The organism is Rhizobium sp. WSM1274 (genome assembly GCF_025200775.1).
GTDB lineage: Bacteria > Pseudomonadota > Alphaproteobacteria > Rhizobiales > Rhizobiaceae > Rhizobium > Rhizobium leguminosarum_I.
Genome location: NZ_CP104138.1, coordinates 4542964 through 4569133, shown reverse-complemented (window position 1 = coordinate 4569133; position 26170 = coordinate 4542964). Strand labels below are relative to the sequence as shown.

Below are 26170 nucleotides of genomic sequence, written 5' to 3'. Positions count from 1 at the left end.
TCGATTTAAATTTATCATCTCAATTTTAAATCGTTTGAATGGGTCGCGTTTAAACATTTGGAAGCGCCACCTGAGATTGCCGGCGAATTTTGCGACAATCCTCCCCTTTATCTTTGCCACAATTTGTTCCACCTTTATCCTCCATAAGCGCATCCGGTCACTGAGACCGCCTGGGGAGAGCAAATCCGGGAGAATGCGCACTGATGACGGAGACCAACACCATGGCGACAATCGCGCTCGTTGATGACGACCGCAACATCCTTACCTCGGTGTCGATCGCACTGGAGGCTGAAGGATATAAGGTCGAGACCTATACGGACGGTGCCTCGGCGCTCGACGGCCTGCTGGCGCGACCGCCGCAGCTGGCGATCTTCGACATCAAGATGCCGCGCATGGACGGCATGGAACTGTTGCGCCGCCTGCGGCAGAAGTCGGACATTCCCGTCATCTTCCTCACCTCCAAGGATGAGGAGATCGATGAACTCTTCGGCCTGAAGATGGGCGCCGACGATTTCATCACCAAACCGTTTTCGCAGCGTCTGCTGGTGGAGCGCGTGCGCGCCGTCCTGCGCCGCGCGTCCAGCCGCGAAGCTGCCGCCGCCGGCACGAGCCCCACCGGCGCGCCGAAGACCGGTGCGGTCCAGCAGGCCCGCTCACTGGAGCGCGGGCAGCTGGTCATGGACCAGGAGCGCCACACCTGCACCTGGAAAGGCGAGGCCGTGACGCTGACGGTGACCGAATTCCTGATCCTGCATTCGCTGGCGCAGCGCCCCGGCGTCGTCAAAAGCCGCGACGCGCTGATGGACGCAGCCTATGACGAACAGGTCTATGTCGACGACCGGACCATCGACAGCCACATCAAGCGGCTGCGCAAGAAATTCAAGATGGTCGACACCGACTTTGATATGATTGAAACACTCTACGGAGTGGGATACCGCTTCCGCGAAGCAGCTTGAGCCCGAGCGGCACAGCTGGAGATATTGAAGGTTGCCGGCCGGTTTATCCGGCCCAACCTTTCGAAAGGGCCTGTCATTGGCACAGTTGGTGCAGGAAAGGGATCTGGACGACGCGGAGGGCGTGAGCACCCGTCGCGTCCGAGGCCGCCGTTGGTCGCATCCCTTCACGCTGATCCGCCGGATCTTCGGCAATGCCGTCTTTTCAAGCCTGACGCGGCGCATCCTGTTCTTCAATCTCGTCGCGCTCGTGGTGCTCGTCGGCGGCATCCTCTATCTCAACCAGTTTCGCGAGGGATTGATCGACGCCCGCGCCGAAAGCCTTTTGACGCAGGGCGAAATCATCGCCGGCGCCATTTCGGCCTCCGCGTCGGTCGATACCAACTCGATCACCATCGATCCGCAGAAGCTGCTCGAGCTACAGGCCGGCCAGAGCATCACCCCGGTGCCGAACGACGAGGACCTCGAATTCCCGATCGATCCTGAAAAGGTCGCGCCGGTGCTGCGCCGGCTGATCTCTCCGACGCGTACACGCGCCCGCATCTTCGATGCCGACGCCAATTTGTTGCTCGATTCGCGCCATCTCTATTCGCGCGGCCAGGTGCTGCGCTTCGACCTGCCGCCGGTTGAAGAGGAGAAACAGACCTGGAGCGAGTGGTTCGCCACTCTGTTCAACAAGGCGCTGCAGCCCGGCAATCTGCCGCTCTACAAGGAAGCGCCGGGCGGTGATGGCTCGATCTATCCCGAAGTGATGAACGCGCTGACCGGCGTGCGCGGTGCGGTCGTGCGCACCACCGAAAAAGGCGAACTCATCGTTTCCGTCGCCGTGCCGATCCAGCGTTTCCGCGCCGTGCTCGGGGTGCTGCTGCTGTCGACGCAGGCGGGCGACATCGACAATATCGTTCATGCAGAGCGGCTTGCCATCATGCGCGTCTTCGGCGTCGCAACACTCGTCAACGTGCTGCTGTCGCTGGTGCTTTCATCGACCATCGCCAATCCGCTGCGCCGCCTTTCGGCGGCTGCCATCCGCGTCCGGCGTGGGGCCAAGGCGCGTGAAGAGATCCCCGACTTCTCCGCCCGCCAGGATGAGATCGGTAATCTTTCCATTGCACTGCGCGAGATGACGACGGCGCTCTACGACCGCATCGATGCGATCGAGAGTTTCGCGGCGGATGTCAGCCACGAGCTCAAGAATCCGCTGACCTCGCTGCGTAGCGCCGTCGAAACGCTGCCACTTGCCAAATCCGACGATTCCAAGAAACGGCTGATGGACGTCATCCAGCATGACGTCCGCCGCCTCGACCGGCTGATCAGCGATATCTCCGACGCTTCGCGCCTTGATGCGGAACTCGCGCGCGTCGATGCCGGCTCGATCGACATGGAGGTGCTGCTGCGCGACCTCATCGAGGTGTCACGCCAGGTCAGGAGCAGCAAGAAGCAAGTGCAGATCGAATATGCCGTCGAACGCAAACCGAACGTCAAGACGCGCTTTGTCGTCAACGGCCACGATCTGCGCATCGGCCAGATCATCGCCAACCTGATCGAGAATGCCCGCTCGTTCGTACCCGAGCAAGGCGGCAAGATTACCGTGCGGCTGGTGCGGACACGCTCGCGCTGCGTCACAACGATCGAAGACAACGGCCCCGGCATCCAGGCGGAAAATATCGACCGTATCTTCGAGCGCTTTTATACGGACCGGCCGGAGGCGGAAGGCTTCGGCCAGAATTCGGGGCTCGGCCTGTCGATCAGCCGGCAGATCGCCGAAGCGCATGGCGGTTCGCTGAGAGCCGAAAACATCACCGATGCCGAGAGCGGGCATATACTCGGCGCGCGCTTCATCCTCTCTTTGCCAATCGGCGCCGCAGCATGACCGAGGCAGGTTTCAACGTCCATGCGACGGCGATCGTCGTTGGCAAGACGGGGCTGCTATTCAGCGGCCCCTCCGGCTGGGGAAAATCGATGCTGGCCTTCACCTGCATGACCGAGGCGCGCCGGCTCGGTCTTTTCACGGCGCTGGTCGCCGACGACCAGGTTCTTCTCTCAAGAGAGGCCGGCGCGGTAATCGCCGCATGCCCGCCGTCGATCGCCGGGCTGATCGAACTTCGCGGCACCGGCATCGTTCGTCAGGACCATATTCCCAGGGCGGCCATGCATTATGCCGTGCTTCCCGGCAGCGCTACCGGTGAAAACCGGGTGCCTCCCGAGGGCGAAATGGTGAACCTTGCCGCCGGTTTTTCGCTTCCCGCATTGCGGTTGCTCACAGGCGTTTCCTCACCCCTTGCGATCCTGATGGCAAAAGTGCCGGATATCGGGCGCTGAGGCCTTCCGGATTGGTCAATCTGCCTTATATATTCGCATTTTTATCTTGCACTTCGGCTTTTCATAGCCAAGATGTGCCCCCACCGGTGGACGTAATTGCTGCATTGCGATATTGGGGCCACCGTTTGTATATGGGAGCAGTAATATCATGATCGGACTTGTGCTTGTCACTCATGGCAAGCTGGCTGAAGAGTTTCGTCATGCTGTCGAGCACGTCGTCGGTCCTCAGAAATTCATCGAGACGGTCTGCATTGGCCCCGAAGACGACATGGACCAGAGACGGCAAGACATTCTGGAAGCCGTTTCCGGTGCCGATGATGGCCACGGCGTCGTCATCCTGACCGACATGTTCGGCGGCACGCCGTCCAATCTTGCCATATCAGTCATGAGCAGCGGCCATACCGAAGTCATTGCCGGCGTCAACCTGCCGATGTTGATCAAGCTTGCCGGGGTGCGCGGCGAGAACAACATGGAGAAGGCGCTGGTGGAGGCCTCCGAAGCCGGGCGGAAATATATCAATGTCGCGAGCCGCGTGCTCAGCGGAAAATAACGGGCATTCATGACATCGCTCTCCCGGGAACTCCTTATCATCAACAAGCGCGGTCTTCACGCGCGCGCTTCCGCCAAATTCGTGCAGATGGTCGAGACCTTCGATGCCGCCATCACCGTTTCCAAGGACGGAATGACGGTCGGCGGCACCTCCATCATGGGGCTGATGATGCTTGCGGCAAGCCCCGGCTCGAGCGTCGTCGTCTCGGCGAGCGGCAGCCAGGCCGAGGAAGCGCTGGAGGCGCTGGATCAGCTGATCCAGAACAGGTTCGGCGAGGAGATGTGAGCTCCGACGAGTTCATATAAACATATAAAGACTTCTTTATATCCTTATTGCCATCACCGGCGAAGCCTGCTAAACGGCGGACATGCCGTGCGCTTGCACGTGGGTCATCCTTCGCGCCTGCGCCAATTTTGAGACGTTTTTCAGCCTGGAGGCCTCTATGAGCACTGAAAAAGATTATGTCGTCGCCGATATCGGGCTTGCGGATTTCGGCCGCAAGGAAATTACGATCGCCGAAACCGAAATGCCGGGGCTGATGTCCTGCCGCACCGAATTCGGCCAGACAAAGCCGTTGAAGGGCGCGCGCATCACCGGCTCGCTGCACATGACCATCCAGACGGCCGTGCTCATCGAAACGCTGGTCGCGCTCGGCGCCGAAGTCCGCTGGGCCTCGTGCAACATCTTCTCGACGCAGGATCATGCCGCTGCCGCGATCGCCGCTTCCGGCGTGCCTGTCTTCGCCATCAAGGGCGAGTCGCTCCAAGATTACTGGGTCTACACCGACAAGATCTTCCAGTGGGCTGACGGCGGCCTTTCCAACATGATCCTCGATGACGGCGGCGACGCCACCATGTACATCCTGCTTGGCGCCCGCGCCGAAGCCGGCGAGGACGTGCTGTCTCATCCGCATTCCGAAGAAGAGGAAATCCTCTTCGCGCAGATCAAGAAGCGCCTTGCCGCTTCGCCTGGCTGGTTCACCAAACAGCGCGATGCGATCAAGGGCGTCACCGAAGAAACGACGACCGGCGTCAACCGCCTTTACCAGCTTAGCCAGAAGGGCCTGCTGCCCTTCCCTGCGATCAACGTCAACGACTCGGTCACCAAGTCGAAGTTCGACAACAAATATGGCTGCAAGGAATCGCTGGTCGACGGCATCCGCCGCGGCACCGACGTCATGATGGCCGGCAAGGTTGCCGTCGTCTGCGGCTATGGCGACGTCGGCAAGGGTTCTGCCGCTTCGCTCTCCGGCGCCGGCGCCCGCGTCAAGGTGACCGAAGCCGATCCGATCTGCGCATTGCAGGCTGCGATGGACGGCTATGAAGTCGTCCTGCTCGAGGACGTCGTTTCCTCGGCCGATATCTTCATCACAACGACCGGCAACAAGGACGTCATCCGCATCGACCACATGCGGGCGATGAAGGATATGGCGATCGTCGGCAATATCGGTCACTTCGACAACGAAATCGAAGTCGCAGCATTGCGCAATCTCAAATGGACCAACGTCAAGCCGCAGGTGGACCTGATCGAATTCCCCAAGGGCAACCGCATCATTCTTCTTTCCGAGGGCCGCCTGCTCAACCTCGGCAACGCCACCGGCCATCCGTCCTTCGTGATGTCGGCTTCGTTCACCAACCAGACGCTGGCGCAGATCGAGCTTTTCACCAAGCCCGACCAGTATTCCAACCAGGTCTATATCCTGCCGAAGCATCTCGATGAAAAGGTCGCACGCCTGCATCTCGACAAGCTCGGCGTGAAGCTGACCGAGCTTTCCGCGGAACAGGCTGCCTATATCGGCGTCTCGCCGAAGGGCCCGTTCAAGTCCGACCACTACAGATATTAATCCGATAGTTAATATCCACAAGATGTAGAAGCCGCGGCATTGACAAATGCCGCGGCTTATTTTTTGGGCGCTCCCTTCCCGCCGATTCCCTTCCGAAGTATTGTTTTAAGACTTGATTCGTGGCGCCGGACCCTGTCCGGCCGTCGCGAAAATGGGATGTCTTGTCGTAATGCGGCACATTGAAGGACGGAGACATACCGCGGATGTCGGAAATAAAAAGCAGCCTGCCCGGTCAGGCGGATGATGGCGCTTGCGCCGATCGCCGCCCGCTGATGGCAGGCCAAGGATATAAATCTGCAACGGCACACGAGGCCGTAAAGCAACAGCACGGACCATTGGCGCGCTTCCTGAAAAGCTGCGCGGCCGGCACGGCGCTTGCCGCGCTGGCGCGGCCGGCTCTGGCACAGGCGGAGCAGCAGGCGGCGGCCTCGGCTCACCTCTTCACATCCTCGCAGGTCGTCGGTGTTTCCGTCGTCATCGGCGTCATATCGGCAGCACTGCTGTCGACGCTGTGGCTCGTGCGCCAGCGCGGTAACCTCGAAAACGAGAGCCGGGAAATCCGCTCGGCACTCTCCGATGCTCAGCAGCGCATTTCGCAATACCAGGCTCTGATCGCCGACAAAAACCGGCGGATCGTCATCTGGGACGGCAATGCGCGTCCCGAATTGCTCGGCCAGCTTCCGCCAGAAACCGGCGCGCCGCAGGACGGCGAATTCCTGGCCTTCGGCCTATGGCTGAAATCACGCTCGGCTTCCGAGCTGGAAAAGGCGATCGACCGGCTGCGCGACGAGGCGCAGAGCTTCGACATGGTGGTCGAAACCATCCGCGACGAAATCCTCGAGGCGCAGGGCCGGGTTTCCGGCGGGCGCGCCTTTGTCCGTTTCGTGGCGCTCAACAATCTGCGCGCCGAGCTCGCCGAGCTCAGGATCGAGCGCGACCGGCTGATGACCTCGATCTCGGCCTTCCAGACCATGCTGGACGCGATCGACATGCCGGCCTGGCAGCGCGACCCGGTGGGCCGCCTCACCTGGGTCAACCAGGCCTATGGCGAGGCTGTCGAGGCGCGATCGCCGCAGCAGGCGATCAATGAAGGCCGTGAGATGCTGACGACCGTGGCGCGCGAACGCATTCGCGCCACGACGACGCCGGAATCACCCTTCCACGACAAGATCTCGACGGTCGTGCACGGCAACCGCACATTCTTCGACGTCGTCGACGTCAGGGTTCCCGGCGGCTCGGCCGGCATTGCGATCGACGTGTCCGACATAGAGGCGGTGCGCGCCGAGCTGGAACGGACGCTGAAGAGCCATGCCGAAACGCTCGATCATCTCGCCACGCCCGTCGCCATCTTCGACGGCGACCGCCGGCTGCAATTCTACAACCAGGCCTTCGTCGCACTCTGGGAGCTTGATATCGCCTTCCTCGAAGGCCGGCCCGATAATAGCGAGTTGCTCGAGCGGCTGCGCGCAGCCAAGAAGTTGCCGGACCAACTCAACTGGAAAAGCTGGAAGGAATCAGCCCTTTCCGTCTATCGCGCGCTCGACACGCAAACGGATCTTTGGCACCTGCCGAACGGGCAGACGCTGCGGGTCTTTGCGACCGCGCATCCGCAGGGTGGCGCCACCTGGGTGTTCGAAAATCTGACCGAGCAGGTCGATCTTGAAACGCGCTACAACACGCTGGTCAAGGTGCAGGGCGAAACGATCGACCATCTTTCCGAAGGTGTGGCGGTGTTCGGCCCAGACGGGCGCATCCGCCTGTCGAATCCGGCCTTCCGCGCGCTCTGGGGGATCACCGAAACCGAAGCCAAGCCCGGCACCCATATCCGCGCGCTGGGCGAGGCCTGCACCCCGTCTTATGACCGACCGGACGGCTGGAAGACTTTCGCGGAACTGATCACCAGCTTCGACGACGAACGCCGCTCGGGTCAGGGAACGCTGGAACTCTTCTCCGGCCTCGTGCTCGACTACGCCGTCATTCCGCTGCCGAACGCCCAGACCATGCTGACCTTCGTCAACATGACCGACAGTGTGCGTGCCGAGCGCGCGCTGACCGAGAAGAACGAAGCGTTGCGCAAGGCCGACGAGCTGAAGAACGATTTCGTTCAGCATGTTTCCTATGAACTGCGTTCGCCACTGACCAACATTATCGGCTTCACCGATCTCTTGCGCACGCCGGGCGTCGGGCCGCTCACCGAACGGCAGGCCGAATATATCGACCATATCTCGACCTCGTCCTCGGTTCTGTTGACGCTCGTCAACGATATTCTCGACCTTGCGACCGTCGACGCCGGCATCATGCGCCTCAATTATGCGGATATCGATCTCAACGATCTGCTCGACGACGTCTCGATGCAGATCGCCGATCGTCTCCACGAAAGCGGCGTTGCGCTTGAAATCACGGCACCCGCCTATCTCGGCTCGATCGTTGCCGATCCGCAGCGGCTGAAGCAGATCCTGCTGAAGCTTCTTTCCAATGCGGCGAATTTCTCGCCCGAAGGCACTTCGATCTCGCTGGAATGCCATCGCGAAGGCACGGATTTCGTTTTCTCCGTCAGCGATCGCGGCCCCGGCATCTCACCTGACATGATCGCCACCGTCTTCGACCGTTTTGCCACGGGGGCGAAAAGCGGCAAACGCGGCGGCGCCGGCCTCGGCCTCTCAATCGTCGACAGCTTCGTCAGTCTGCATCATGGCGACGTGACGATCGACAGCGAGCCGGGCAAGGGCACGACGGTCGTCTGCCGTATCCCCTCGGTCAATGTACCGCATTCCGCCGCTGCCGAATGACGACCAATGATGCGATTTCGCTGTTCCTGAAGGACGAAGCGGCTACCATCCGCCTCGGCGAGGACCTGGCGCTGGCCTTGAAAGCCGGCGATTGCCTCGCCCTTTCCGGCGATCTCGGCGCAGGGAAATCCTCGCTCGCCCGGGCGATCCTGCGGGCCATGGCCGATGACGAGGGGCTTGAAGTCCCGAGCCCGACCTTCACGCTGGTACAATCCTACGATCTGCGCATCCCCGTTTCGCATTTCGATCTCTACCGGCTCGGCGACCCTGCCGAATTGACTGAACTCGGCTTCGACGAGGCCCTGCAAAGCGGTATCTGTCTCGTCGAATGGCCTGAGATGGCGGAGAGCGAGCTGCCCGCGGAGCGCATCACCCTGACGCTGGCGCATGAAGGCAGCGGCCGGCGGGCGACGATCGAAGCCGCTGGCGCGCAAAATTCACGCGTCCGCCGGGTCCTGGCGATCCGTGAGTTCCTCGATACCGCCGGTTACCCCGCAGCGAAACGCCGATTCCTGACCGGCGATGCGTCGCTGCGCGCCTATGAGGCGATCTATCCGCAACCTGGGAACCGACGCATCATCCTGATGGACTGGCCGCCGCTTGCTGAAGGCCCGCCGGTTTTCGACGGCAAACCCTATCCCAAAGTCGCTCATCTTGCCGAAAACGCCTATCCCTTCGTGGCGATCGCCGATGCGCTGCGCAAGGACGGTTTTGCGGCGCCCGAAGTCTACAAGGTGGATTATAACAAGGGTATCCTGCTGATCGAAGATCTCGGCAGCGAGGGCGTGCTGGATGCCCAGGGACGGCCTATTATCGAACGCTATCGCGAAAGCGTTGCCTGCCTGGCCAGGCTGCATGCCTTGAAATTTCCGCAGGACATCCCGGTTGGAAAGAGCCATATCCACCATATTCCTGATTTCGACCGCACGGCGATGAAGATGGAGGTGCAGTTGGTGCTCGACTGGCACCTGCCATGGAAGCGCCAAGGCGCTCCTGCAATGGAAACAGAACGGACGGAATATCTGGCGATCTGGGATGCGCTCATCGACGAGCTTGCTACGGCCGAGAAGAACCTGCTGCTGCGCGACTTCCACTCGCCGAATATCATCTGGCGCGAACATGAAAGCGGTGTTCGCAAGATCGGCCTGATCGATTTCCAGGACGCGATGATCGGTCCCACGGCCTATGACCTTGCCTCGATCGTCCAGGATGCGCGTGTGACGATCGAGCCGGATCTCTTCCGGCAGTTGATGGATGATTATCTGACGCTTCGCCGTGCGGAGCGCGGTTTCGACGAAGCCGGATTTATGAAGGCCTGGGCGATCATGTCGGCGCAGCGCAACTGCAAGCTTGCCGGTCTTTGGGTGCGCCTGTTGCAGCGCGACGGCAAGCCGGGCTATCTGAAACATATGCCACGCACGCTTTCCTATCTGAACGTCGCGCTTGAGCATGAAACGCTTGCCCCCTTGCGCGATTGGTGCGCAAGGGCTGGAATAGGCCGGAGCGAATCATAAGTTTCGGATCAGAATGACCATCAGACAAGCCATGGTACTGGCCGCGGGTCTCGGAACCCGCATGCGCCCGATCACCGACACGATCCCGAAGCCGCTGGTGAAGATCGACGGCAAGCCGATGATCGACTACGCGCTGGATTGCCTCGTGGCGGCCGGCATCGAACGCGCCGTCGTCAACGTTCACCACCACGCCGACCAGATGCTCGAACATCTCGGGAATTATCACGGCCTCGACATCGTCATATCAGACGAGCGGGACGCGCTCATGAATTCCGGCGGCGGCTTGGCGAAGGGGCTGAGGCTGCTTGACCGCGACAATATCTTCGTCATGAATGCCGATCTCTTCTGGATCGGCGAACAGCCGGGCCGGCTGACGAACCTGCAGCGCTTAGCCGGATTCTTCGATGCCGAACGCATGGATATGGCGCTGCTTTGTGTTGGGATCGAGGATACGACGGGTCACAACGGCAAAAATGACTTCAGTCTCGCAGCCGATGGTCGGCTGACGCGTTATCGTGACGATCCGTCCAATCCCGTCGTCTATGCCGGAGCGATCGTCATGAACCCGTCGTTGCTCGACGATGCACCGAAGGATGCTTTCAACCTCAATATCTATTTCGACAAGGCGATCGCGCGCGGACGGCTTTTCGGCATCGTGCTCGAAGGTCACTGGCTGACGGTGGGAACGCCCGACGCGGTTGGCGAGGCGGAGGAAACGATCCGGCGATTGCGGACGTTTGCGTAAGCCATGGCGGAGCGGCACCAGCCACGCATCCTGACGATCCCGGCAGGTCTCTCTTTCCTGAAAACGCTGGCGACGACGCTTTGCGACGGCCGATTGACGCCGTTTTTCCGGCACGACGTCGATGATCCTCTATCGCTTGCCAAAGTGACGATCTACCTGCCGACCCGGCGCGCCGTGCGTGTGCTGCGGTCCGAATTCGTCGATCTGCTCGGCGGCCGCTCTGCGATCCTGCCGGTGATCCGTCCTCTCGGCGAAACCGATGACGATAGCGGCTATTTCGACGAGGCGCTGCCGGCAACGATCGATCTCGCTCAGCCGCTGTCGAATACCGCCCGTCTGCTGGAGCTTGCGCGTCTGATCCTTGCCTGGCGGAACAAGCTGCCGGAGATCGTTCGCCACATCCACTCGGACTCGCCGCTCGTCGCGCCGGCAAGCCCGGCGGATGCGATCTGGCTCGCCCGCAACCTTGCCGAGTTGATCGATTCCATCGAGACCGAGGATCTCGACTGGTCGGAGCTGTCGAAACTCGATACCGGCGATTATGCCGCCTGGTGGCAGCTGACGGCGGAGTTCCTGCAGATCGCCAGCGCCTTCTGGCCGGAGCGGCTGTCCGAACTCGGAAAATCCTCGCCGGCGCGGCACAGAAACGCCATTCTCCGGGCCGAGGCGAGCCGGCTTTCAGCAACGAAACCCGCCGGGCCGATCATCATCGCCGGTTCGACGGGTTCCGTTCCCGCCACCGCCGATCTCATCGCCGCCGTCGCCTATCTGCCGGAAGGTGTGATCGTGCTTCCAGGTCTCGATCTCTCCATGCCCGAAAGGCACTGGCAGATGGTTGCGCCGGAACCGGCGCCCGGCCAACACGCCAATCCCGCAAGCCGGAGCCATCCCCAATATGGCCTGTCGGTGCTGCTCAAGCGGCTGAAGCTGACACGCGCCGATGTCACGCTTCTCGACAGACCGGACGCTGATCTTGACCGGCGCGCCGAAATCCTGTCGCGGGCCCTTGCCCCGGCGGAGGCGACCAGCGACTGGGGGGCGTGGAAGAGCGATCTGCCGGCCGGCGCACTGACTTCGGCCTTCTCTGATATCTCGCTAATCGAAGCCGCCAATGAGCGCGAGGAAGCCACCGCGATTGCCATCGCACTCCGGCTTGCATTGGAGAGGCCGGGACAGGACGGCGAGAGCCGGGCAGCACTCATCACTCCGGACCGCAATCTCGCGCGGCGGGTGATGGCCGAGCTTTCCCGTTTCGGCATCCTCGCCGATGATTCGGCGGGCACACCGCTTTCGGCCATGCCGCAGGGCACCTTGCTGCAATTGCTGCTGGAGGCAGCGCTGCGACCGGGCGATCCGGTGGCGATCGTCTCGCTGCTCAAACATCCGCTTGCCCGCTTCGGCCTCGAGCGCGGTGCATTGATTTCCGCTACCGAGGCGCTCGAGCTGCTGGCACTGCGCGGCGGCGTGGCAGAGGTCGATATCAGTACGCTCGAACCGCTGCTCACGCACCAACTTGCCGAACAGGCCCTCGACAGGCACGCGCCGCAATGGCGAAAAGCGCTTTCGCCCGATGCCGCCGACGCCGCATACGACCTTGCCCGCCGGGTCGCACAAGCGACCGAGCCCCTGGCTTCGGCGCTGATCCGGCACCGGCCGGAAGATCGCGGAAGAACAGTGCGCTTCACATTGTCCGAATGGGCAGAGCGCACCGGCCGTTCGCTTGAAGCGGTCGCGGTCGATCCGCACGGCAATCTCGCCGATCTCTGGTCAAACGAAGCGGGAGATGCCCTCGCCACCCTGCTCGGTGAAGTGATCGATACGGACGGCCAGATGGAGGCCGACGGACCGCAATGGATCGACATCATGGCAGCCCTTGCCGCCGGTCATGCGGTGAAGCCACGGGCGCTCAGCCATCCCAGGCTTTTCATCTTCGGCACGCTGGAAGCCCGCCTGCAGAGCGTCGATACGCTGATCCTCGGCGGACTGAACGAAGGCACCTGGCCGGGACAGACCGCTAACAATCCCTTCATTCCGCGAACGATGAAGACGGAAATCGGTCTCGAGCCGCCGGAGCGGCGCATCGGCCAGCTGGCACATGATTTCGAGACGGCGAACGGCACACGCCATCTGATCTATTCGCGCGCGCTGCGCCAGGGCTCGACGCCGACCGTTGCCTCGCGTTGGCTGCAGCGGCTGCTGGCGCTCGGCGGAGAGGCGTTCGAAGCGGAATTGAGGGCTCGCGGTGATCGGTTTCTGCAATGGGCCGCACTCATCGATCGGGGCGAGGCCCAAGCGCCGGCGCAACGACCCTCGCCGAAACCGCCGCTCGCACTGCAGCCGAAATCCTATTCCTTCAGCGAAGTCGGCCGGCTGCGCCGTGATCCCTATGCCATCTATGCCCGCCGTGCCCTGCGGCTTGACCCGGTCGATGCGTTCAACCGCGATCCAGGAGCGGCCGAACGCGGAACGCTCTACCACAAGATCGTCGACTGCTTCATCCGCGAGGCTCACATCGCCGGGACGCCTGATGCGGCAGCGGCGATGGAGCGTATCCTTTCCGAGCTTTTCGACATGGAAAAACTGCCGCCGCATATCGATGCCGTGTGGCGACCGCGCTTTCGCGAAGTGGCCCGCGCCTTTCTCGAATGGGAGGCTGGACGCCGGCATGGCGTCCTGAAAACGCTGACGGAGGTACGGGGCGGCATGGAGCTGGAGTCGATCAATATCCGGCTCACTGGCGTCGCAGACCGGATTGACATGACAGGACCAAACTCGGCAGACATCATCGACTACAAGACCGGCTACAATCCGTCGCCGGCGCAGGCACGCGTGCTTCTCGATCCGCAGCTCGCTCTAGAGGCCGCAGCCCTGAACGCCGGCGCCTTCCGCGATGCCGGCAGCCTCGTGCCGCAGGACCTTCTCTATGTGCGTCTGCGACCCGGGAGCCGCTTCCAGGTCGATACCGTCAACAACGAGAGCTCGGCCCGCAGCGACAAAGCGAAATCGGCGATGGATCTCGCCGCCGAATCGATCGATCAGCTGGTCAAGTTCGTCGGATTGCTGCAATCCAACGAAAGAGGCTTCACCTCTCGGCTGATCCCGGCCCAGCAATTCGATTTCGGCGGCGCCTACGATCATCTCGCCCGCGTCTCCGAATGGTCGACGGCCGAAACCGAAGAGGGCGGTGATGAGTGATGTGACCGCCCTGCCCAACGACGACGATCCGGGTGCCTGGATCGGCTGGACGACAATTCAGCAGGCGATTGCCTCCGATCCGTTGCGTTCGGCATGGGTCTCGGCCAATGCCGGGTCCGGCAAGACGCATGTGCTGACACAGCGCGTTATCCGGCTGCTGCTCGCGGGCGCGCGGCCTTCCGCCATTTTATGCCTCACCTATACCAAGGCTGCGGCCTCCGAGATGTCGAACCGCGTTTTCGAACGGCTGGCGGAGTGGGTGGTGCTCGATGATGAAGAGCTTAGCCGGCGGATCGCGCAGATCGAGGGTACGGCTCCCGACGGACTGAAGCTTGCCGAGGCCCGCCGGTTGTTTGCCAAGGCGCTGGAGACGCCCGGCGGATTGAAGATCCAGACGATTCATGCCTTTTGCGAAGCGCTTCTGCATCAGTTCCCGCTAGAGGCCAACGTTGCCGGGCATTTCTCGGTTCTCGACGATCGCGCGGCGGTGGCGCTGCTTTCCGATGCGCGCCGGGCGCTGCTGACCGCAACCGCGCCGGAGGGAGACAGCACCCTTGCCGAGGCATTCACCTACGTGCTCAACCTCGGCGACGAATCCGGACTGGAAAACCTGCTCGGCGACATCGTTGCCAACCGCAACGCCATTCGTCGTTTTACCGCGACGGCCGAACAGCAGGGCGGTGTGGAGAAGGTCCTGCGCAAAAGGCTTGGCCTTGCAGCCGGCGACACGGAAAGCCGGATCGCGGCGCAATATTGGCCTTTGCCGGGGCTTTCGGGCGGCACGCTAGAGCTTTATCTCTCGCTGGCCGACCAGAAGGGTGGCACGAAGGCGCAAGAGGTTGCCTACGGCCTCAGGCTCACCGGGCGGGAGCGCGATGACGCAAGGCGCGCTGAGTTCCTCGAGAAAATCTTTCTGACAATGAAGGGCGAGCCCAAGGCGGACTCGCAATTCTTCGTCAAGGCCATGCTTGCCGAGGCACCGCAGCTGGCGGACGCCATCGCCATTGCCCGCGCGCATGTCGCAGCAAGCCGCGACCGGCTGAAACTGATGCGGGTGTACGGCGCCACGCAGGCAGCACTCGTGCTCGCCGATCGGCTGAACCACGACTACGAGGAGTTGAAGAAGCAGCGCAGCCAGCTCGATTTCGAGGATCTGATCACCCGCACCGCCGACCTGCTCATGAAAAGTGGCGTCGGTCCCTGGATCCACTACAAGCTCGATCGCGGCATCGACCATATCCTCGTCGACGAGGCGCAGGATACCAGCCCGATCCAGTGGAGTGTCATCCAGTCGCTCGCCGGGGATTTCTTCTCCGGCGAAAGTGCCCGGCCGATCGTGCGCACGCTCTTTGCCGTCGGCGACGAAAAGCAGTCGATCTATTCTTTCCAGGGCGCGCGGCCAGAGCGTTTTTCCGAGGAAAGCGACCGAACGCGGCGGCGAGTTTCCGATAGCGGGCAGAGCTTTTCCTCCGTGCGGCTACCGCTGTCGTTCCGTTCGACCGCCGATGTGCTCGAGGCCGTCGACCATATTTTCAAGGCGCCCGAGAACGCGCGCGGCCTCAGCGCGCTTGACGAACCGGTCGTGCATCGCTCCAGCCGCATCGGACATCCCGGCGCCGTCGATCTCTGGGAGATGGTTGCGCCGGAAGCGGTGGTGAAGGAAGAAGACTGGACGGCGCCCTTCGACGCGACGCCGGAAAGCGCGCCGGCCGCAATCCTCGCGCGGCGGATCGCCCATTCAATCGGCACGCTTGTTGGCCGCGAGACGATCGTCGAAAAAGGCAAGGAACGCCTGATCGAGGCCGGCGACATCCTGGTGCTGGTGCGCAAGCGCGACGCCTTCGTCAATGCGTTGACACGGGCGTTGAAACGCCGCGGCGATATTCCGGTCGCCGGCGCGGACAGGCTGGTGCTGACCAGCCATATCGCCGTGCAGGATCTGCTGGCGCTCGGCCGTTTCCTGCTTCTGCCGGAAGACGACCTTTCGCTCGCCGCCGTGCTCAAGAGCCCGCTTTTCGATCTCTCCGAGGACGACATCTTTGCGGTTGCCGCGCTACGCAGCGACAATGAGAGCGTTTGGAGCCATCTGAAAAGCTTCGCCGCCGACGGCACCGAACGTTTCCGTGCAGCCGCCGAGAGGCTGGAGCTGTTTCTCCGGCAGTCCAGGCGCCTGTCCGTTCATGATTTCTATGCGCGTGTGCTGGGCAGTCATGGCGGGCGGCGGCAATTCCTTGCCCGTCTCGGGACCGAAGTCAGCGATATCCTCGACGAATTCTTGACCTTCACACTCGACCACGAAAGCTCCGGTCTTCCCGGGCTGCAATCCTTCATCTCGACGCTGGAGCTCGAGGCGCCCGTAGTGAAACGCGAGCAGGACAAGGGACGCAACGAGGTGCGCATCATGACGGTGCATGCCTCCAAGGGTCTTGAAGCGCCGATCGTTTTCCTCGTCGACGGCGGTTCGAAGGCCTTTACGCATACGCATCTGCCGAAGCTTCGCCTGATCGAGACCGGTCCCGACGAGCCGCCGATGCCCGTCTGGGTTCCTGTCTCCGATCTCGCCAACTCGCTGACCCAGGACGATGCGACGCGTATCCAGATGCTGGCGGAAGAGGAATATCGCCGGTTGCTCTATGTCGCCATGACGCGCGCGGCCGACCGGCTGGTCGTCTGCGGCTATCGTGGCGTACGTGTGAACAACGATACTTGGCATATGATGATTTCGACGGCGCTGCGCGACGACCATCCGCATGTGGAGGCGACCACGTTCTCCGGTCCCGATGGGGAATGGCCGGGCATCAAATGGCGCGTGCCGCGGGTGGAACGAAGCTTTGAGCGTATCGACCGCAGCGAGGAGCGCGGCAGCGAGGAGACCTTGCCGGATGGCCTTTTGCGGCCATTGCCGCCGCAGGCTGAGCTGCCGCGGCCGCTCAGCCCCTCCGGCGCCGGGACGATCATCGATGAGGACGAAGGCGGCCTGCTGGTCGTTTCGCCGCTGTTCGGCGAGAAGGAGCGCAGCGATCGTTCACTGGAGAAAGGCAGGCTGATCCACCGCATGCTGCAGGCGCTTCCCGAAGTTCCACCTGGCGAACGACCTTATGCGGCGAGCCGTTATGCTGAACGAGCGGCTCGATTCTGGCCGGAAGCCGAACGGCGCAAGCTTGTCGATTCGGTTCTGAAACTATTGGACGAGGAAGGTCTTCAGTCCGTCCTCGGTGCGCAGGCCCAGCCAGAGGTGTCGATCATGGGAACATTGACGCTCGAAGACCGGCGCTATGCCGTCTCCGGTCGCATCGACCGGCTTGCCGTTCTTGCCGATCGCGTCGTCATTCTCGACTACAAGACCAATCGGGTGCCGCCGGCGACAGAGGAGGCCATCCCCTTCGCACACCGGGCGCAGCTGGCGATCTATCGGGAGATCCTGGCGCCGCTCTATCCCGATAAGTCCATCGACTGCATGCTTGTCTATACCGAGAACGCCTCGCTCTTCACGTTGAGCGAAGAGGCGCTCGGTTTGGCGCTTGCAGCGGTCAAGACAAAGTGAAATACCGGACATTGAAAATTCGGCACCGCACCATCACATGTGGTTCAACACCAATTCCGTTAAAGGAGCAGCCCGTGGCTACCGTGAAAGTCGATATCAATAACTTCCAGTCGGAAGTTCTGGAATCCGCAGAACCCGTCGTCGTCGATTTCTGGGCCGAATGGTGCGGCCCGTGCAAGATGATTGCTCCGAGCCTCGAAGAAATAGCCGTCGAGATGGAAGGCAAGGTCAAGGTCGCCAAGCTGAACATCGATGAGAACCCGGAACTCGCCGCACAGTTCGGCGTGCGCTCCATTCCGACCCTTGCAATCTTCAAGGGCGGCGAAGTTGCCGATATCTCGGTCGGAGCAAAGCCAAAGACGGCTCTTTCGAACTGGATTTCGAGCGCTGCCTGATTGATATTCGCTTAATTCATAGCACGTTGAAGAAAAAGCCCGGCTTCGACCGGGCTTTTTTCATTTTGCAGCCTTCATTTCGGGGGCGTGCCATTGTCGGCAAGCACGTCGCCGACGAGATAGAGAGAGCCGCCGACCAGGATGCGCGGCGGCAATGCCTCGGGATCGACGACGGCTTTTATCGCTTCCAGTGCATCGCCGACCGTCGACATTGGTTCGGCAACCAGGCCGGCATCATAAGCGGCATTCGACAATATCACCGGGTCGATCATCGCTTCGCTGCCGCGGATCGGCACGCAGAAAACCTTCTCGACCAAGCCGGTAAAGGCCTTGAAATAGCCGACCGGATCCTTCGTATTGATCATGCCGGTAACCAGGAAAAGCGGCCGAGACTGGCGCTCCTCGAAATTGGCCATGGCTTCGGCGATCACTTCGCCGGCCCCCGGATTATGTCCGCCATCGATCCAGATCTCGGCGCCGGCGGGCGCATGCGACAGCAGCCGGCCCTCGCTCAGACGCTGCAGCCGGCCCGGCCATTCGACCGAACTCATCGCTTTTTCCATCATCGTTTCGGTGACGATGAATCCCGCCGCCTTGACGGCGCGAATGGCGGCGGCGGCATTGGCATACTGATGCCGGCCAGGAAGGCGCGGCAGCGGCAGGTCGGCAAGACCGAACTCGTCCTGGTAAACAAGCCGGCCATATTCCTCATGCGCCATGAAATCCTGCCCGAAGACGGCGCTCGGGCAATGCAGCCGTTCGGCCGTCGACATCAGTACGTCAAGTGCTGCGTCATAATCCTGATGACCGATGACAACGGGAAAGCCCGGCTTCATGATGCCGGCCTTTTCGGCCGCGATCAACTCGACCCTGTCGCCGAGATAAGGCTGGTGATCCAGCGAGATCGGCATGATTACCGAGACGGCCGGATCGGAGATGACATTGGTGGCGTCGAAGCGGCCGCCGAGACCGACTTCGATGATCGCGGCATCGGCCGGATGTTCCGAAAACAGGATGAAAGTAACCGCCGTCAGGATTTCAAAGACGGTGATGTGCTGTCCTGCATTGGCATCGGCTACCCGACGCACGGCCTCGGCAAAGACAGCGTCGTCGACAAGCTGTCCGCGTCCGCCCTTGACGCCGATGCGGTACCGTTCGTGCCAATTGACGAGATGCGGCGAGGTGTGGACATGAGCGCTGTAGCTGCCGGCTTCGAGCAAAGCGCGGCAGAAGGCGGTGACCGACCCCTTGCCGTTAGTGCCGGCGACATGGATAACCGGCGGCAGTTTCCTGTGCGGATTGCCGAGCATATCGAGAAGACGGGTGATGCGATCGAGAGACAGATCAAAGCCCTTGGGATGCAATCCCATGAGCTTGTCGATCTCCTGTGCTGCCTCGCTCACCGCGGTTTGGCCTCTGGGTATCAATTCGGCACCCCGCCTGCTTGTCGGTTATCAGGCGCTCGCCGCCAGAGCAATCGCGCCGCTATTCATGTCGTTCGCCACAGTAACAGGCTTCTTCGTCAGGATCTTCAAGAGGCGCGCCAGCGTTTCCGGAATATCGTGACGTTTGACGACCATATCGACCATACCATGCTCCAGCAGATATTCGGCGGTTTGGAAGCCTTCGGGCAGTTTTTCACGCAGCGTCTGCTCGATCACACGTTTGCCGGCAAAGCCGATTTCGGCGCCGGGCTCAGCCAGGTGAATATCGCCAAGCATGGCATAGGAGGCCGTGACGCCACCGGTCGTCGGGTTGGTCAGCACGACGATATAGGGCTGCCCGGATTCCTTCAGCATGTCGACGGCAACCGTCGTGCGCGGCAGCTGCATCAGCGACAGGATGCCTTCCTGCATGCGCGCACCGCCGGAAGCGGGGAACATCACCAGCGGGCACTTTTCAGATGTCGCACGCTCGAAAGCCTTGACGATCGCCTCGCCGGCGGCCATGCCGAGCGAACCGCCGATAAAGTTGAATTCGTGCACGACGGCCACGAGTTTCAGTCCCTGCACCTTTCCGACGCCGGCAAGGATCGTATCCTCCTGTTCGGTCTTCAGGCGGCTGTCGCGCAAGCGATCGCTATATTTCTTCGAATCGCGGAACTTCAGCGGATCCTGCGCGACCTTCGGCTGCGGCAGCGATTCGAACTCGCCATTGTCGAAAAGATCGGTCAGGCGGGCCTTGGCCGGCATCTTCATATGATAACCGGACGCCGGAATGACCCATTTGTTGCCTTCCAGGTCCTTGTGGAAGACCATCTCGCCCGTTTCCGGGCACTTGATCCAGAGGTTCTCCGGCACTTCGCGACGGCCCAGCATGGAATTGATCCGCGGGCGAACGTAGTTGGTGATCCAGTTCAACTCGAATACTCCTGATAGTCTAAAGCGCGTCGCGTTCTTTCGCTGCCACGCCGTAGGTTCTGGTTTCCCGCATATCGTTGCCGCAAAACCGCTGCACGTTTTTGCGCGACATGCTTTATTGCCAATGTGGGCAAACTATTCGGCAGCAACAAGGCGCGCCGAACGTGTTCCCGTGGAAAGGCCGCGCACCAGCGTGGCAACCGCCTGAACGGTGTCCGCCGTTGCCTTTCCGTCATGCGTCAAGCTGGTCGCGACCTGATTGACGATCGCGGTGCCGACGACGACGCCGTCGGCGGAACCGCCGATGACCTTTGCATGTTCCGCCGTCTTGACGCCGAAGCCGACGCAGACGGGCAGCTTGGTATGCTGCTTGATGCGCTGGACCGCGCCCGACACCAGCGACGGATCGGGCAACGCCGAACCAGTGATGCCGTTCATCGAGACGTAGTAGACGAAGCCGGATGTGTTCTTCAGTACCTTCGGTAGGCGCTTCTCATCCGTCGTCGGCGTCGCCAGCCGGATGAAATTGATGCCTTTGCGGATCGCCGGAATGCAGAGTTCGTCATCCATCTCCGGCGGCAGATCGACGACGATCAGGCCGTCGATACCGGCGACGAGCGCGTCGTCGAGGAATTTCTCGACGCCGTAAATATAGATCGGGTTGTAGTAACCCATCATCACGACCGGCGTCGCATCGTTGGTCTTGCGGAAATCGGCTGCCAGCTGCAGCGTCTTCTTCAGCGTCTGGCCGCCTTTGAGCGCCCGCTGGCCGGCGAGCTGGATCGCTGGGCCGTCGGCCATCGGGTCGGAAAAGGGCATGCCGAGTTCGATGATGTCGGAGCCCGCTTCCGGCAGCGCCTTCATGATGCCGAGCGAGGTGTCGTAGTCAGGATCGCCGCCCATGAAATAGGTCACAAGCGCCGGACGGCCCTCGGCCTTCAGCTCGGCAAAGCGTTTGTCCATGCGTGCGGTCATGTCTTACAGTCCCATTCCCAGAATCTTGCCGACGGTGAAGATATCCTTGTCGCCGCGGCCGGAGAGGTTCATCAGGATGATCTCGTCCTTGCCCATCGTCGGTGCGCGTTTGATCACCTCGGCAATCGCATGCGATGGCTCGAGCGCCGGGATGATGCCTTCGAGGCGGGTCAGCATCTGGAAAGCCTCGAGCGCTTCGTGATCCATGATCGGCACATAGTCGACGCGGCCGGTATCGTTCAGCCAGGAATGTTCGGGGCCGATGCCGGGATAATCAAGACCGGCCGAAATCGAATGGCCTTCCTTGATCTGACCGTCGCCGTCCTGCAGCAGGTAGGTGCGGTTGCCGTGCAACACGCCCGGCGAACCGGCGGTGATCGAGGCGCAATGTTCGTCGCCCTGTAGACCCTTGCCGCCGGCTTCGACGCCGACCATCTTGACAGAGGGATCATCCAGGAAAGGATGGAAAATGCCGATGGCGTTCGAGCCGCCGCCAACGGCAGCGATGACGAGATCCGGAAGACGGCCTTCGGCCGCCAGCATCTGCTCCTTCGCTTCGATGCCGATCACCGACTGGAAATCGCGGACCATCTCCGGATAGGGATGCGGCCCGGCTGCCGTTCCGATCAGGTAATAGGTATCCTCGACATTGGTGACCCAGTCGCGAAGCGCCTCGTTCATGGCGTCCTTCAGCGTGCCGCTGCCTGCCGTGACCGGTTTGACTTCCGCGCCGAGCAGCTTCATGCGGAAAACGTTCGGCGCCTGACGCTCGACGTCGGTGGCGCCCATATAGACGACGCAGGGAAGGCCAAAGCGGGCGGCCACGGTCGCGGAGGCGACGCCGTGCTGGCCGGCACCGGTTTCGGCGATGATGCGGGTCTTGCCCATGCGCTTGGCAAGCAGGATCTGGCCGATGCAGTTGTTGATCTTGTGCGAGCCGGTGTGGTTCAGCTCTTCGCGCTTGAAATAGATCTTGGCGCCACCGAGTTCGGCCGTCAGCCGCTCGGCGAAATAGAGCGGGCTCGGGCGGCCGATATAATGCGTGCCGAGATGCTTCAATTCGGCCTGGAATTCCGGATCGATCTTTGCCCTGTTCCATTCGTCCTGCAGGTCGAGGATCAGCGGCATCAGCGTTTCGGCAACGAAACGACCGCCATAAATGCCGAAACGGCCATCTTCATCGGGGCCGGAACGGAAGGAATTGGGTTTAGGCGTCTCGTTCACTCTCAACTCCCTGAGGCCATGACAGGCGCATTCGCCTTTTCGACCGCGTCAAAAAATTCATCGATCTTCGCGACGCTCTTCACGCCAGGCGCAGTTTCGACTCCCGAGGAGACGTCGATACCCGGTGCCTTGGTGATGAAAAGCGCTTCCGCGACATTGTCCTTGTTCAGTCCGCCGGAAAGCATGTAGTCGACGCTGCCGTCAAGCCAGCCGAGAAGGCTCCAATCAAAGGAAATACCGTTGCCGCCAGGCAGTTCCGAACCCTTCGGCGCTTTGGCGTCGAAGAGGAAACGGTCGGCGATGCCGATATAGGCCTCGACGCGCTTCAGGTCGTCTGCCGTGCGTACCGAAAAGGCCTTCATCACGGGCAGACCATAGAGCGCCTTTATCGTCAGCACATGTTCGGGGCTCTCATTGCCGTGAAGCTGGAGCATATCCGGCTTCAACAACGATACGATCTCATCGAGTTCGTCATTGGTCGGATCGACGACGACGGCGACGATTTTGGCCTTGCCACGCGCCGGTTCGGCGAGTTTTGCCGCCAGGTCCGGCTCGATGTAGCGTGGGCTCTTTTCGAAAAAGATAAAACCGATATGGGTCGCGCCGCGCTTCAGCGCGCGATCAACAGCCTCAGGCGTCTTCAAGCCACAGATCTTGATATCCGGTCTCATGGCAGCGAAGTGACACGAAATGCGGAAAGAGTCGAGCCAATTTGCGACGGAACATTGAATTTAGCGCGGCTCTCGGCTGGAGCGCCGCGCGTCCAAGACGCGCTAAGGACGCTCTGGCACTTTAAATCTGCGCATAATCCTTTCCGAAAGATCGATTCCGATTTTCGGGGTTATGCGCTAGTCGAAATCAATGGCATGCAACTGGCTGCCATGCCGCTTGAGCCAGGATTTCGCCTCGTCCATGCCCGGGCAAAGTTTGCCACAGAGCGCCCAGAAGCGCGGACCGTGGTTCATTTCCTTGAGGTGGGCGACCTCATGGGCAGCGAGATAATCGATCACCGAAGGCGGCGCCATGACGATACGCCAGGAAAAGCTCAGATTTCCTTCCGACGAACACGAGCCCCAGCGGCTGCGGGTATCCTTCATCGAGATCGAGCGGATCGGCGCCCGGATCGTTGCGGCATGCGTCGTCGCCAATCTTGCGAGGTCGGCACGCGCCTCTTTCTTGAGAAAGGCCGCAATGCGCCGTCCGACATGTTCCGGCATGCCACTGACGCGCAGCACCGGCCTGCCGTCCATGGAAACCGCCTCCGTCAGCCCGCGCAAGCTGCCGCTATGCTGGATGCGATGGGAAACGCCGCGAAGGAGGATTTCGCCGCCGTCACGCAGGACGGCATCGGTCGAAAACCTGGCAAGCTTGGTGAGCAGCCACCCCTGATGACGATCGAGGAAGGCATTGACCTCACGCGCCGCAAGGCCTTTCGGCACCGTCATCTTCAAGGCGCGGCCACCCGGTTCGATGCGCAGCGTGATGCGTGTCGCCCGGTCATGCTGCTTGATCGTCAGCGGCATAAGCCGGCCGGCGACGTCGAGCGTCCGCATTTCGGGGGGATCCGGCTTTCGCGCCTTCGACCTTGTTTTCAGAAGCGAGAACATGTGTGTTTTCTATACGATTCGCCGGCAAATCTAAATGATCGCGAAAGGGCAGTCATGGAAAAACCGGCATCGGGAGATGCCGGTCATCGATTCATCGCTCAGGCGTTTACGGCGTCTGATATTCAGCGACCGGGCCGTTGTCATCGCGCTTGGCGTTCCTGCGGTCGCGCATGAAGCGGTCGAACTCTTCCTGATCCTTGGCGCGGCGGAGTTCGCGCAGATAGGAGTCGAATTCCTCGCGCATTTCGTCAAGCTTGCGGCGCTCTTCCTCGATCCGGTCAAGTTCGGCCTTGCGCCAGTCGTCAAAGGCGACGTTGCCGGTCGAAAAATGCGAGCGGTGACGGCCATGCGGGCGGCGGCAGGAGGCAAAGAAGCCATCGGTCGCCTGGTTGACGTCACGCTTGAAGCCGCGCAGACGGTCGCCGAAGATGATGTAGGCAAGCATGGCAAGACCCAGAGGCCAGAAAACCATGAAGCCGAGAATCATCAGGGCAATGGTAGCCGGAGTCCAATCCGGTCGAAGCAATGCTGACTGGTTCATCGTGCGGGTATCCCTCGCTTTCCGCGCCCGGCAGGATACCGAACGCTGAAATCGATGTGGTTACCGCAATAACCGCCTTCAAGACGATTGCCCGCGAAATCGGACAAGGCCTTGAATCCGTTTTGCTAATTCAGCTATCCCTGATTCAGCCTGCCCGGCCGCCCTTGATGACACGCGGCACCGGAGGCTTGACGGCAGAACGGGAATGCTGGCGGACGAAATCGATGATGCGCGGCGCGATCTCGCGGCGGAAACGCGAGCCGTTGAAAACACCATAATGGCCGACATCCGGCTGAAGATAATGCATGCGCATGTCTTCGGGAATGTTCACGCAGATGGTCTGCGCCGCCATTGTCTGGCCGACCCCCGAGATATCGTCATTCTCACCTTCGACGGTCAGCAGCGCCACATTGCGAATTGCCGCCGGATCGACGCGTTTGCCGCGATGCATCAGTTCGCCCTTCGGCAGCGAATGCTTGATGAAGACCTCCTCCACCGTCTGCAGATAGAATTCGGCGGTCAGATCCATGACGGCGAGATATTCGTCGTAGAAATCGCGATGTCTTTCCGGCTCGCCGTCGTTCTTCACGAGATGCATGAAGAATTCCTTGTGCGCGACGAGGTGGCGATCAAGGTTCATCGACATGAAGCCCGAAAGCTGCAGAAACCCTGGATAGACCGGGCGCATGAAGCCCGGCTGCGGCCAGGGCACGTTCATGATGACGTTGTCGGAGAACCACTGCAGCGACCGCTCCTGGGCGAGCTTGTTGACCGCTGTCGGGTTGATGCGCGTGTCGATCGGGCCGCCCATCAGCGTCATCGACGCCGGCGAAAGCGGATCTCTGGCTTCCTCCATCACCGCAGCAGCTGCCAGCACCGGAACGGAAGGCTGACAGACGGCGATGACATGCGTGTCGTGACCGAGGAAATGCAGCATCTCGATGACGTAGTCGACGTAATCATCGAAATCGAACGTGCCTTCCGTCATCGGCACCATGCGGGCGTCGATCCAGTCGGTGATGTAGATATCGGCGCTCGGCAGCAGCGCCTCGACCGTGCCGCGCAGCAGCGTGGCATAGTGGCCGGACATCGGCGCGACGATCAGAATGCGCGGATCATTGCCGCGGGCAGCTGGAACACTGCGGGCGAAATGCAGGAGATTGCAGAAGGGTCGCGACCAGACGACTTCTTCGCGGACGGAAACCGTCTTTTCACCGATCGTCGTCTGCTTCAGACCGAATTCCGGTTTGCCGTAGCGGCGCGTCGTGCGTTCGAACATTTCGAGGCTTGCCGCCATCGTCCGGCCGAATGGCGTGTGGGAGAAGGGGTTCAGCGGATTGGCATAGGCAAATCGCATGATATCGGCCGCGGCGCGAAACGGCGCCATGGCGGCATGGTTCAATTCATAAAGCTGATAAAACATGGAAGGCGCCACCTTTCTCTATCGAAAAGATGACACCGATTGAGAGGCATCGGACCTTTTCGTAACGCGGGCACGTCGCGCAGCCTAACAGGTTTTTGTTGCACAGCAACATTGGCGAACCAGACATACACAAGAAATGCCGGAGAATTGATCTCCGGCATCACAATCGACCTGAAAACTTAAGTTTCTCAAC

Annotated in this window: 20 protein-coding genes; 12 read left to right on the top strand and 8 right to left on the bottom strand. The window is 61.2% G+C overall.

The annotated features are described in order from the left end of the window. The first annotated feature begins 221 nt into the window (after positions 1-221). The 12 genes from N2600_RS22495 to trxA all read left to right on the top strand — a co-directional run bounded on the left by N2600_RS22495 (position 222) and on the right by trxA (position 17847). The gene (locus N2600_RS22495; protein ID WP_206119754.1) at positions 222-956 is read left to right on the top strand and encodes a response regulator transcription factor; all 735 of its coding nucleotides are present in this window, start codon (positions 222-224) and stop codon (positions 954-956) included. Between the two features lie 76 nt (positions 957-1032). Further along, entirely contained in the window at positions 1033-2823 is a 1791-nt protein-coding gene (locus tag N2600_RS22490; RefSeq protein ID WP_162114934.1) for a sensor histidine kinase, read from the top strand. After that, the gene (locus N2600_RS22485) at positions 2820-3272 is read left to right on the top strand and encodes an HPr kinase/phosphorylase (protein ID WP_170260868.1); all 453 of its coding nucleotides are present in this window, start codon (positions 2820-2822) and stop codon (positions 3270-3272) included. The genes N2600_RS22490 and N2600_RS22485 overlap by 4 nt, the downstream gene beginning before the upstream one ends. Before the next feature lie 148 nt (positions 3273-3420). After that, complete coding sequence (locus tag N2600_RS22480; RefSeq protein ID WP_003544139.1) at positions 3421-3822, top strand: PTS sugar transporter subunit IIA; 402 nt, start codon at positions 3421-3423, stop codon at positions 3820-3822. Between the two features lie 9 nt (positions 3823-3831). Further along, the gene (locus N2600_RS22475; RefSeq protein ID WP_003544133.1) at positions 3832-4107 is read left to right on the top strand and encodes an HPr family phosphocarrier protein; all 276 of its coding nucleotides are present in this window, start codon (positions 3832-3834) and stop codon (positions 4105-4107) included. A gap of 157 nt (positions 4108-4264) precedes the next feature. Then, the gene (gene ahcY / locus N2600_RS22470) at positions 4265-5665 is read left to right on the top strand and encodes an adenosylhomocysteinase (protein WP_017965981.1); all 1401 of its coding nucleotides are present in this window, start codon (positions 4265-4267) and stop codon (positions 5663-5665) included. A 203-nt stretch (positions 5666-5868) separates the two neighbouring features. Next, positions 5869-8454 carry a sensor histidine kinase gene (locus N2600_RS22465; protein ID WP_170279903.1) on the top strand — a complete coding sequence of 862 codons (2586 nt, stop codon included), beginning with the start codon at positions 5869-5871 and terminating at the stop codon, positions 8452-8454. After that, positions 8451-9968: a tRNA (adenosine(37)-N6)-threonylcarbamoyltransferase complex ATPase subunit type 1 TsaE gene (gene tsaE, locus N2600_RS22460; RefSeq protein WP_260297437.1), complete on the top strand. Its 1518-nt coding sequence runs from the start codon at positions 8451-8453 to the stop codon at positions 9966-9968. The genes N2600_RS22465 and tsaE overlap by 4 nt, the downstream gene beginning before the upstream one ends. 13 nt (positions 9969-9981) lie before the next feature. Further along, a complete protein-coding gene (locus N2600_RS22455; RefSeq protein ID WP_260297436.1) occupies positions 9982-10713 on the top strand; it encodes a nucleotidyltransferase family protein in 732 nt (243 codons plus the stop codon). Positions 10714-10716: 3 nt separating this feature from the next. Further along, entirely contained in the window at positions 10717-13908 is a 3192-nt protein-coding gene (gene addB / locus N2600_RS22450; RefSeq protein WP_260297435.1) for a double-strand break repair protein AddB, read from the top strand. Then, positions 13901-17452 (top strand): double-strand break repair helicase AddA, encoded by a 3552-nt coding sequence (addA, locus tag N2600_RS22445; protein WP_260297434.1) that lies wholly within the window; start codon positions 13901-13903, stop codon positions 17450-17452. The genes addB and addA overlap by 8 nt, the downstream gene beginning before the upstream one ends. 74 nt (positions 17453-17526) lie before the next feature. Continuing rightward, positions 17527-17847: a thioredoxin gene (trxA, locus tag N2600_RS22440; protein ID WP_003544118.1), complete on the top strand. Its 321-nt coding sequence runs from the start codon at positions 17527-17529 to the stop codon at positions 17845-17847. A 74-nt stretch (positions 17848-17921) separates the two neighbouring features. Here the strand turns inward: trxA and N2600_RS22435 are convergent, their stop codons facing one another. From N2600_RS22435 to N2600_RS22400, 8 genes are all read right to left on the bottom strand, one after another. Next, positions 17922-19274, bottom strand: a complete 1353-nt coding sequence (locus tag N2600_RS22435) for a bifunctional folylpolyglutamate synthase/dihydrofolate synthase (RefSeq protein WP_260297433.1) — start codon at positions 19272-19274, stop codon at positions 17922-17924. Positions 19275-19301: 27 nt separating this feature from the next. Then, entirely contained in the window at positions 19302-20207 is a 906-nt protein-coding gene (gene accD, locus N2600_RS22430) for an acetyl-CoA carboxylase, carboxyltransferase subunit beta (protein WP_260297432.1), read from the bottom strand. Positions 20208-20342: 135 nt separating this feature from the next. Further along, a complete protein-coding gene (gene trpA, locus N2600_RS22425) occupies positions 20343-21182 on the bottom strand; it encodes a tryptophan synthase subunit alpha (RefSeq protein ID WP_162114942.1) in 840 nt (279 codons plus the stop codon). Positions 21183-21185: 3 nt separating this feature from the next. Beyond that, positions 21186-22406: a tryptophan synthase subunit beta gene (gene trpB, locus N2600_RS22420; protein WP_017965990.1), complete on the bottom strand. Its 1221-nt coding sequence runs from the start codon at positions 22404-22406 to the stop codon at positions 21186-21188. Positions 22407-22408: 2 nt separating this feature from the next. Next, positions 22409-23077: a phosphoribosylanthranilate isomerase gene (locus tag N2600_RS22415; RefSeq protein WP_017965991.1), complete on the bottom strand. Its 669-nt coding sequence runs from the start codon at positions 23075-23077 to the stop codon at positions 22409-22411. A gap of 177 nt (positions 23078-23254) precedes the next feature. Further along, entirely contained in the window at positions 23255-24013 is a 759-nt protein-coding gene (locus N2600_RS22410) for a M48 family metallopeptidase (protein WP_260297431.1), read from the bottom strand. Between the two features lie 106 nt (positions 24014-24119). Next, positions 24120-24554 (bottom strand): DUF2852 domain-containing protein, encoded by a 435-nt coding sequence (locus N2600_RS22405; protein WP_170258032.1) that lies wholly within the window; start codon positions 24552-24554, stop codon positions 24120-24122. 145 nt (positions 24555-24699) lie between these two features. Next, positions 24700-25977, bottom strand: a complete 1278-nt coding sequence (locus N2600_RS22400) for a polyhydroxyalkanoate depolymerase (RefSeq protein WP_170258031.1) — start codon at positions 25975-25977, stop codon at positions 24700-24702. Between the last annotated feature and the right edge of the window lie 193 nt (positions 25978-26170).

Excerpts from the sequence above, each read along its gene's own strand:
- addB (WP_260297435.1), top strand. The coding sequence starts at position 10,717 with ATGGCGGAGCGGCACCAGCCACGCATCCTGACGATCCCGGCAGGTCTC.
- tsaE (WP_260297437.1), top strand. The coding sequence starts at position 8,451 with ATGACGACCAATGATGCGATTTCGCTGTTCCTGAAGGACGAAGCGGCT.
- ahcY (WP_017965981.1), top strand. The coding sequence starts at position 4,265 with ATGAGCACTGAAAAAGATTATGTCGTCGCCGATATCGGGCTTGCGGAT.
- N2600_RS22485 (WP_170260868.1), top strand. The coding sequence starts at position 2,820 with ATGACCGAGGCAGGTTTCAACGTCCATGCGACGGCGATCGTCGTTGGC.
- N2600_RS22475 (WP_003544133.1), top strand. The coding sequence starts at position 3,832 with ATGACATCGCTCTCCCGGGAACTCCTTATCATCAACAAGCGCGGTCTT.
- N2600_RS22480 (WP_003544139.1), top strand. The coding sequence starts at position 3,421 with ATGATCGGACTTGTGCTTGTCACTCATGGCAAGCTGGCTGAAGAGTTT.
- addA (WP_260297434.1), top strand. The coding sequence starts at position 13,901 with ATGAGTGATGTGACCGCCCTGCCCAACGACGACGATCCGGGTGCCTGG.
- N2600_RS22400 (WP_170258031.1), bottom strand. The coding sequence starts at position 25,977 with ATGTTTTATCAGCTTTATGAATTGAACCATGCCGCCATGGCGCCGTTT.
- N2600_RS22465 (WP_170279903.1), top strand. The coding sequence starts at position 5,869 with ATGTCGGAAATAAAAAGCAGCCTGCCCGGTCAGGCGGATGATGGCGCT.
- N2600_RS22410 (WP_260297431.1), bottom strand. The coding sequence starts at position 24,013 with ATGTTCTCGCTTCTGAAAACAAGGTCGAAGGCGCGAAAGCCGGATCCC.
- trpA (WP_162114942.1), bottom strand. The coding sequence starts at position 21,182 with ATGACCGCACGCATGGACAAACGCTTTGCCGAGCTGAAGGCCGAGGGC.
- N2600_RS22455 (WP_260297436.1), top strand. The coding sequence starts at position 9,982 with ATGACCATCAGACAAGCCATGGTACTGGCCGCGGGTCTCGGAACCCGC.
- N2600_RS22415 (WP_017965991.1), bottom strand. The coding sequence starts at position 23,077 with ATGAGACCGGATATCAAGATCTGTGGCTTGAAGACGCCTGAGGCTGTT.
- N2600_RS22405 (WP_170258032.1), bottom strand. The coding sequence starts at position 24,554 with ATGAACCAGTCAGCATTGCTTCGACCGGATTGGACTCCGGCTACCATT.
- N2600_RS22495 (WP_206119754.1), top strand. The coding sequence starts at position 222 with ATGGCGACAATCGCGCTCGTTGATGACGACCGCAACATCCTTACCTCG.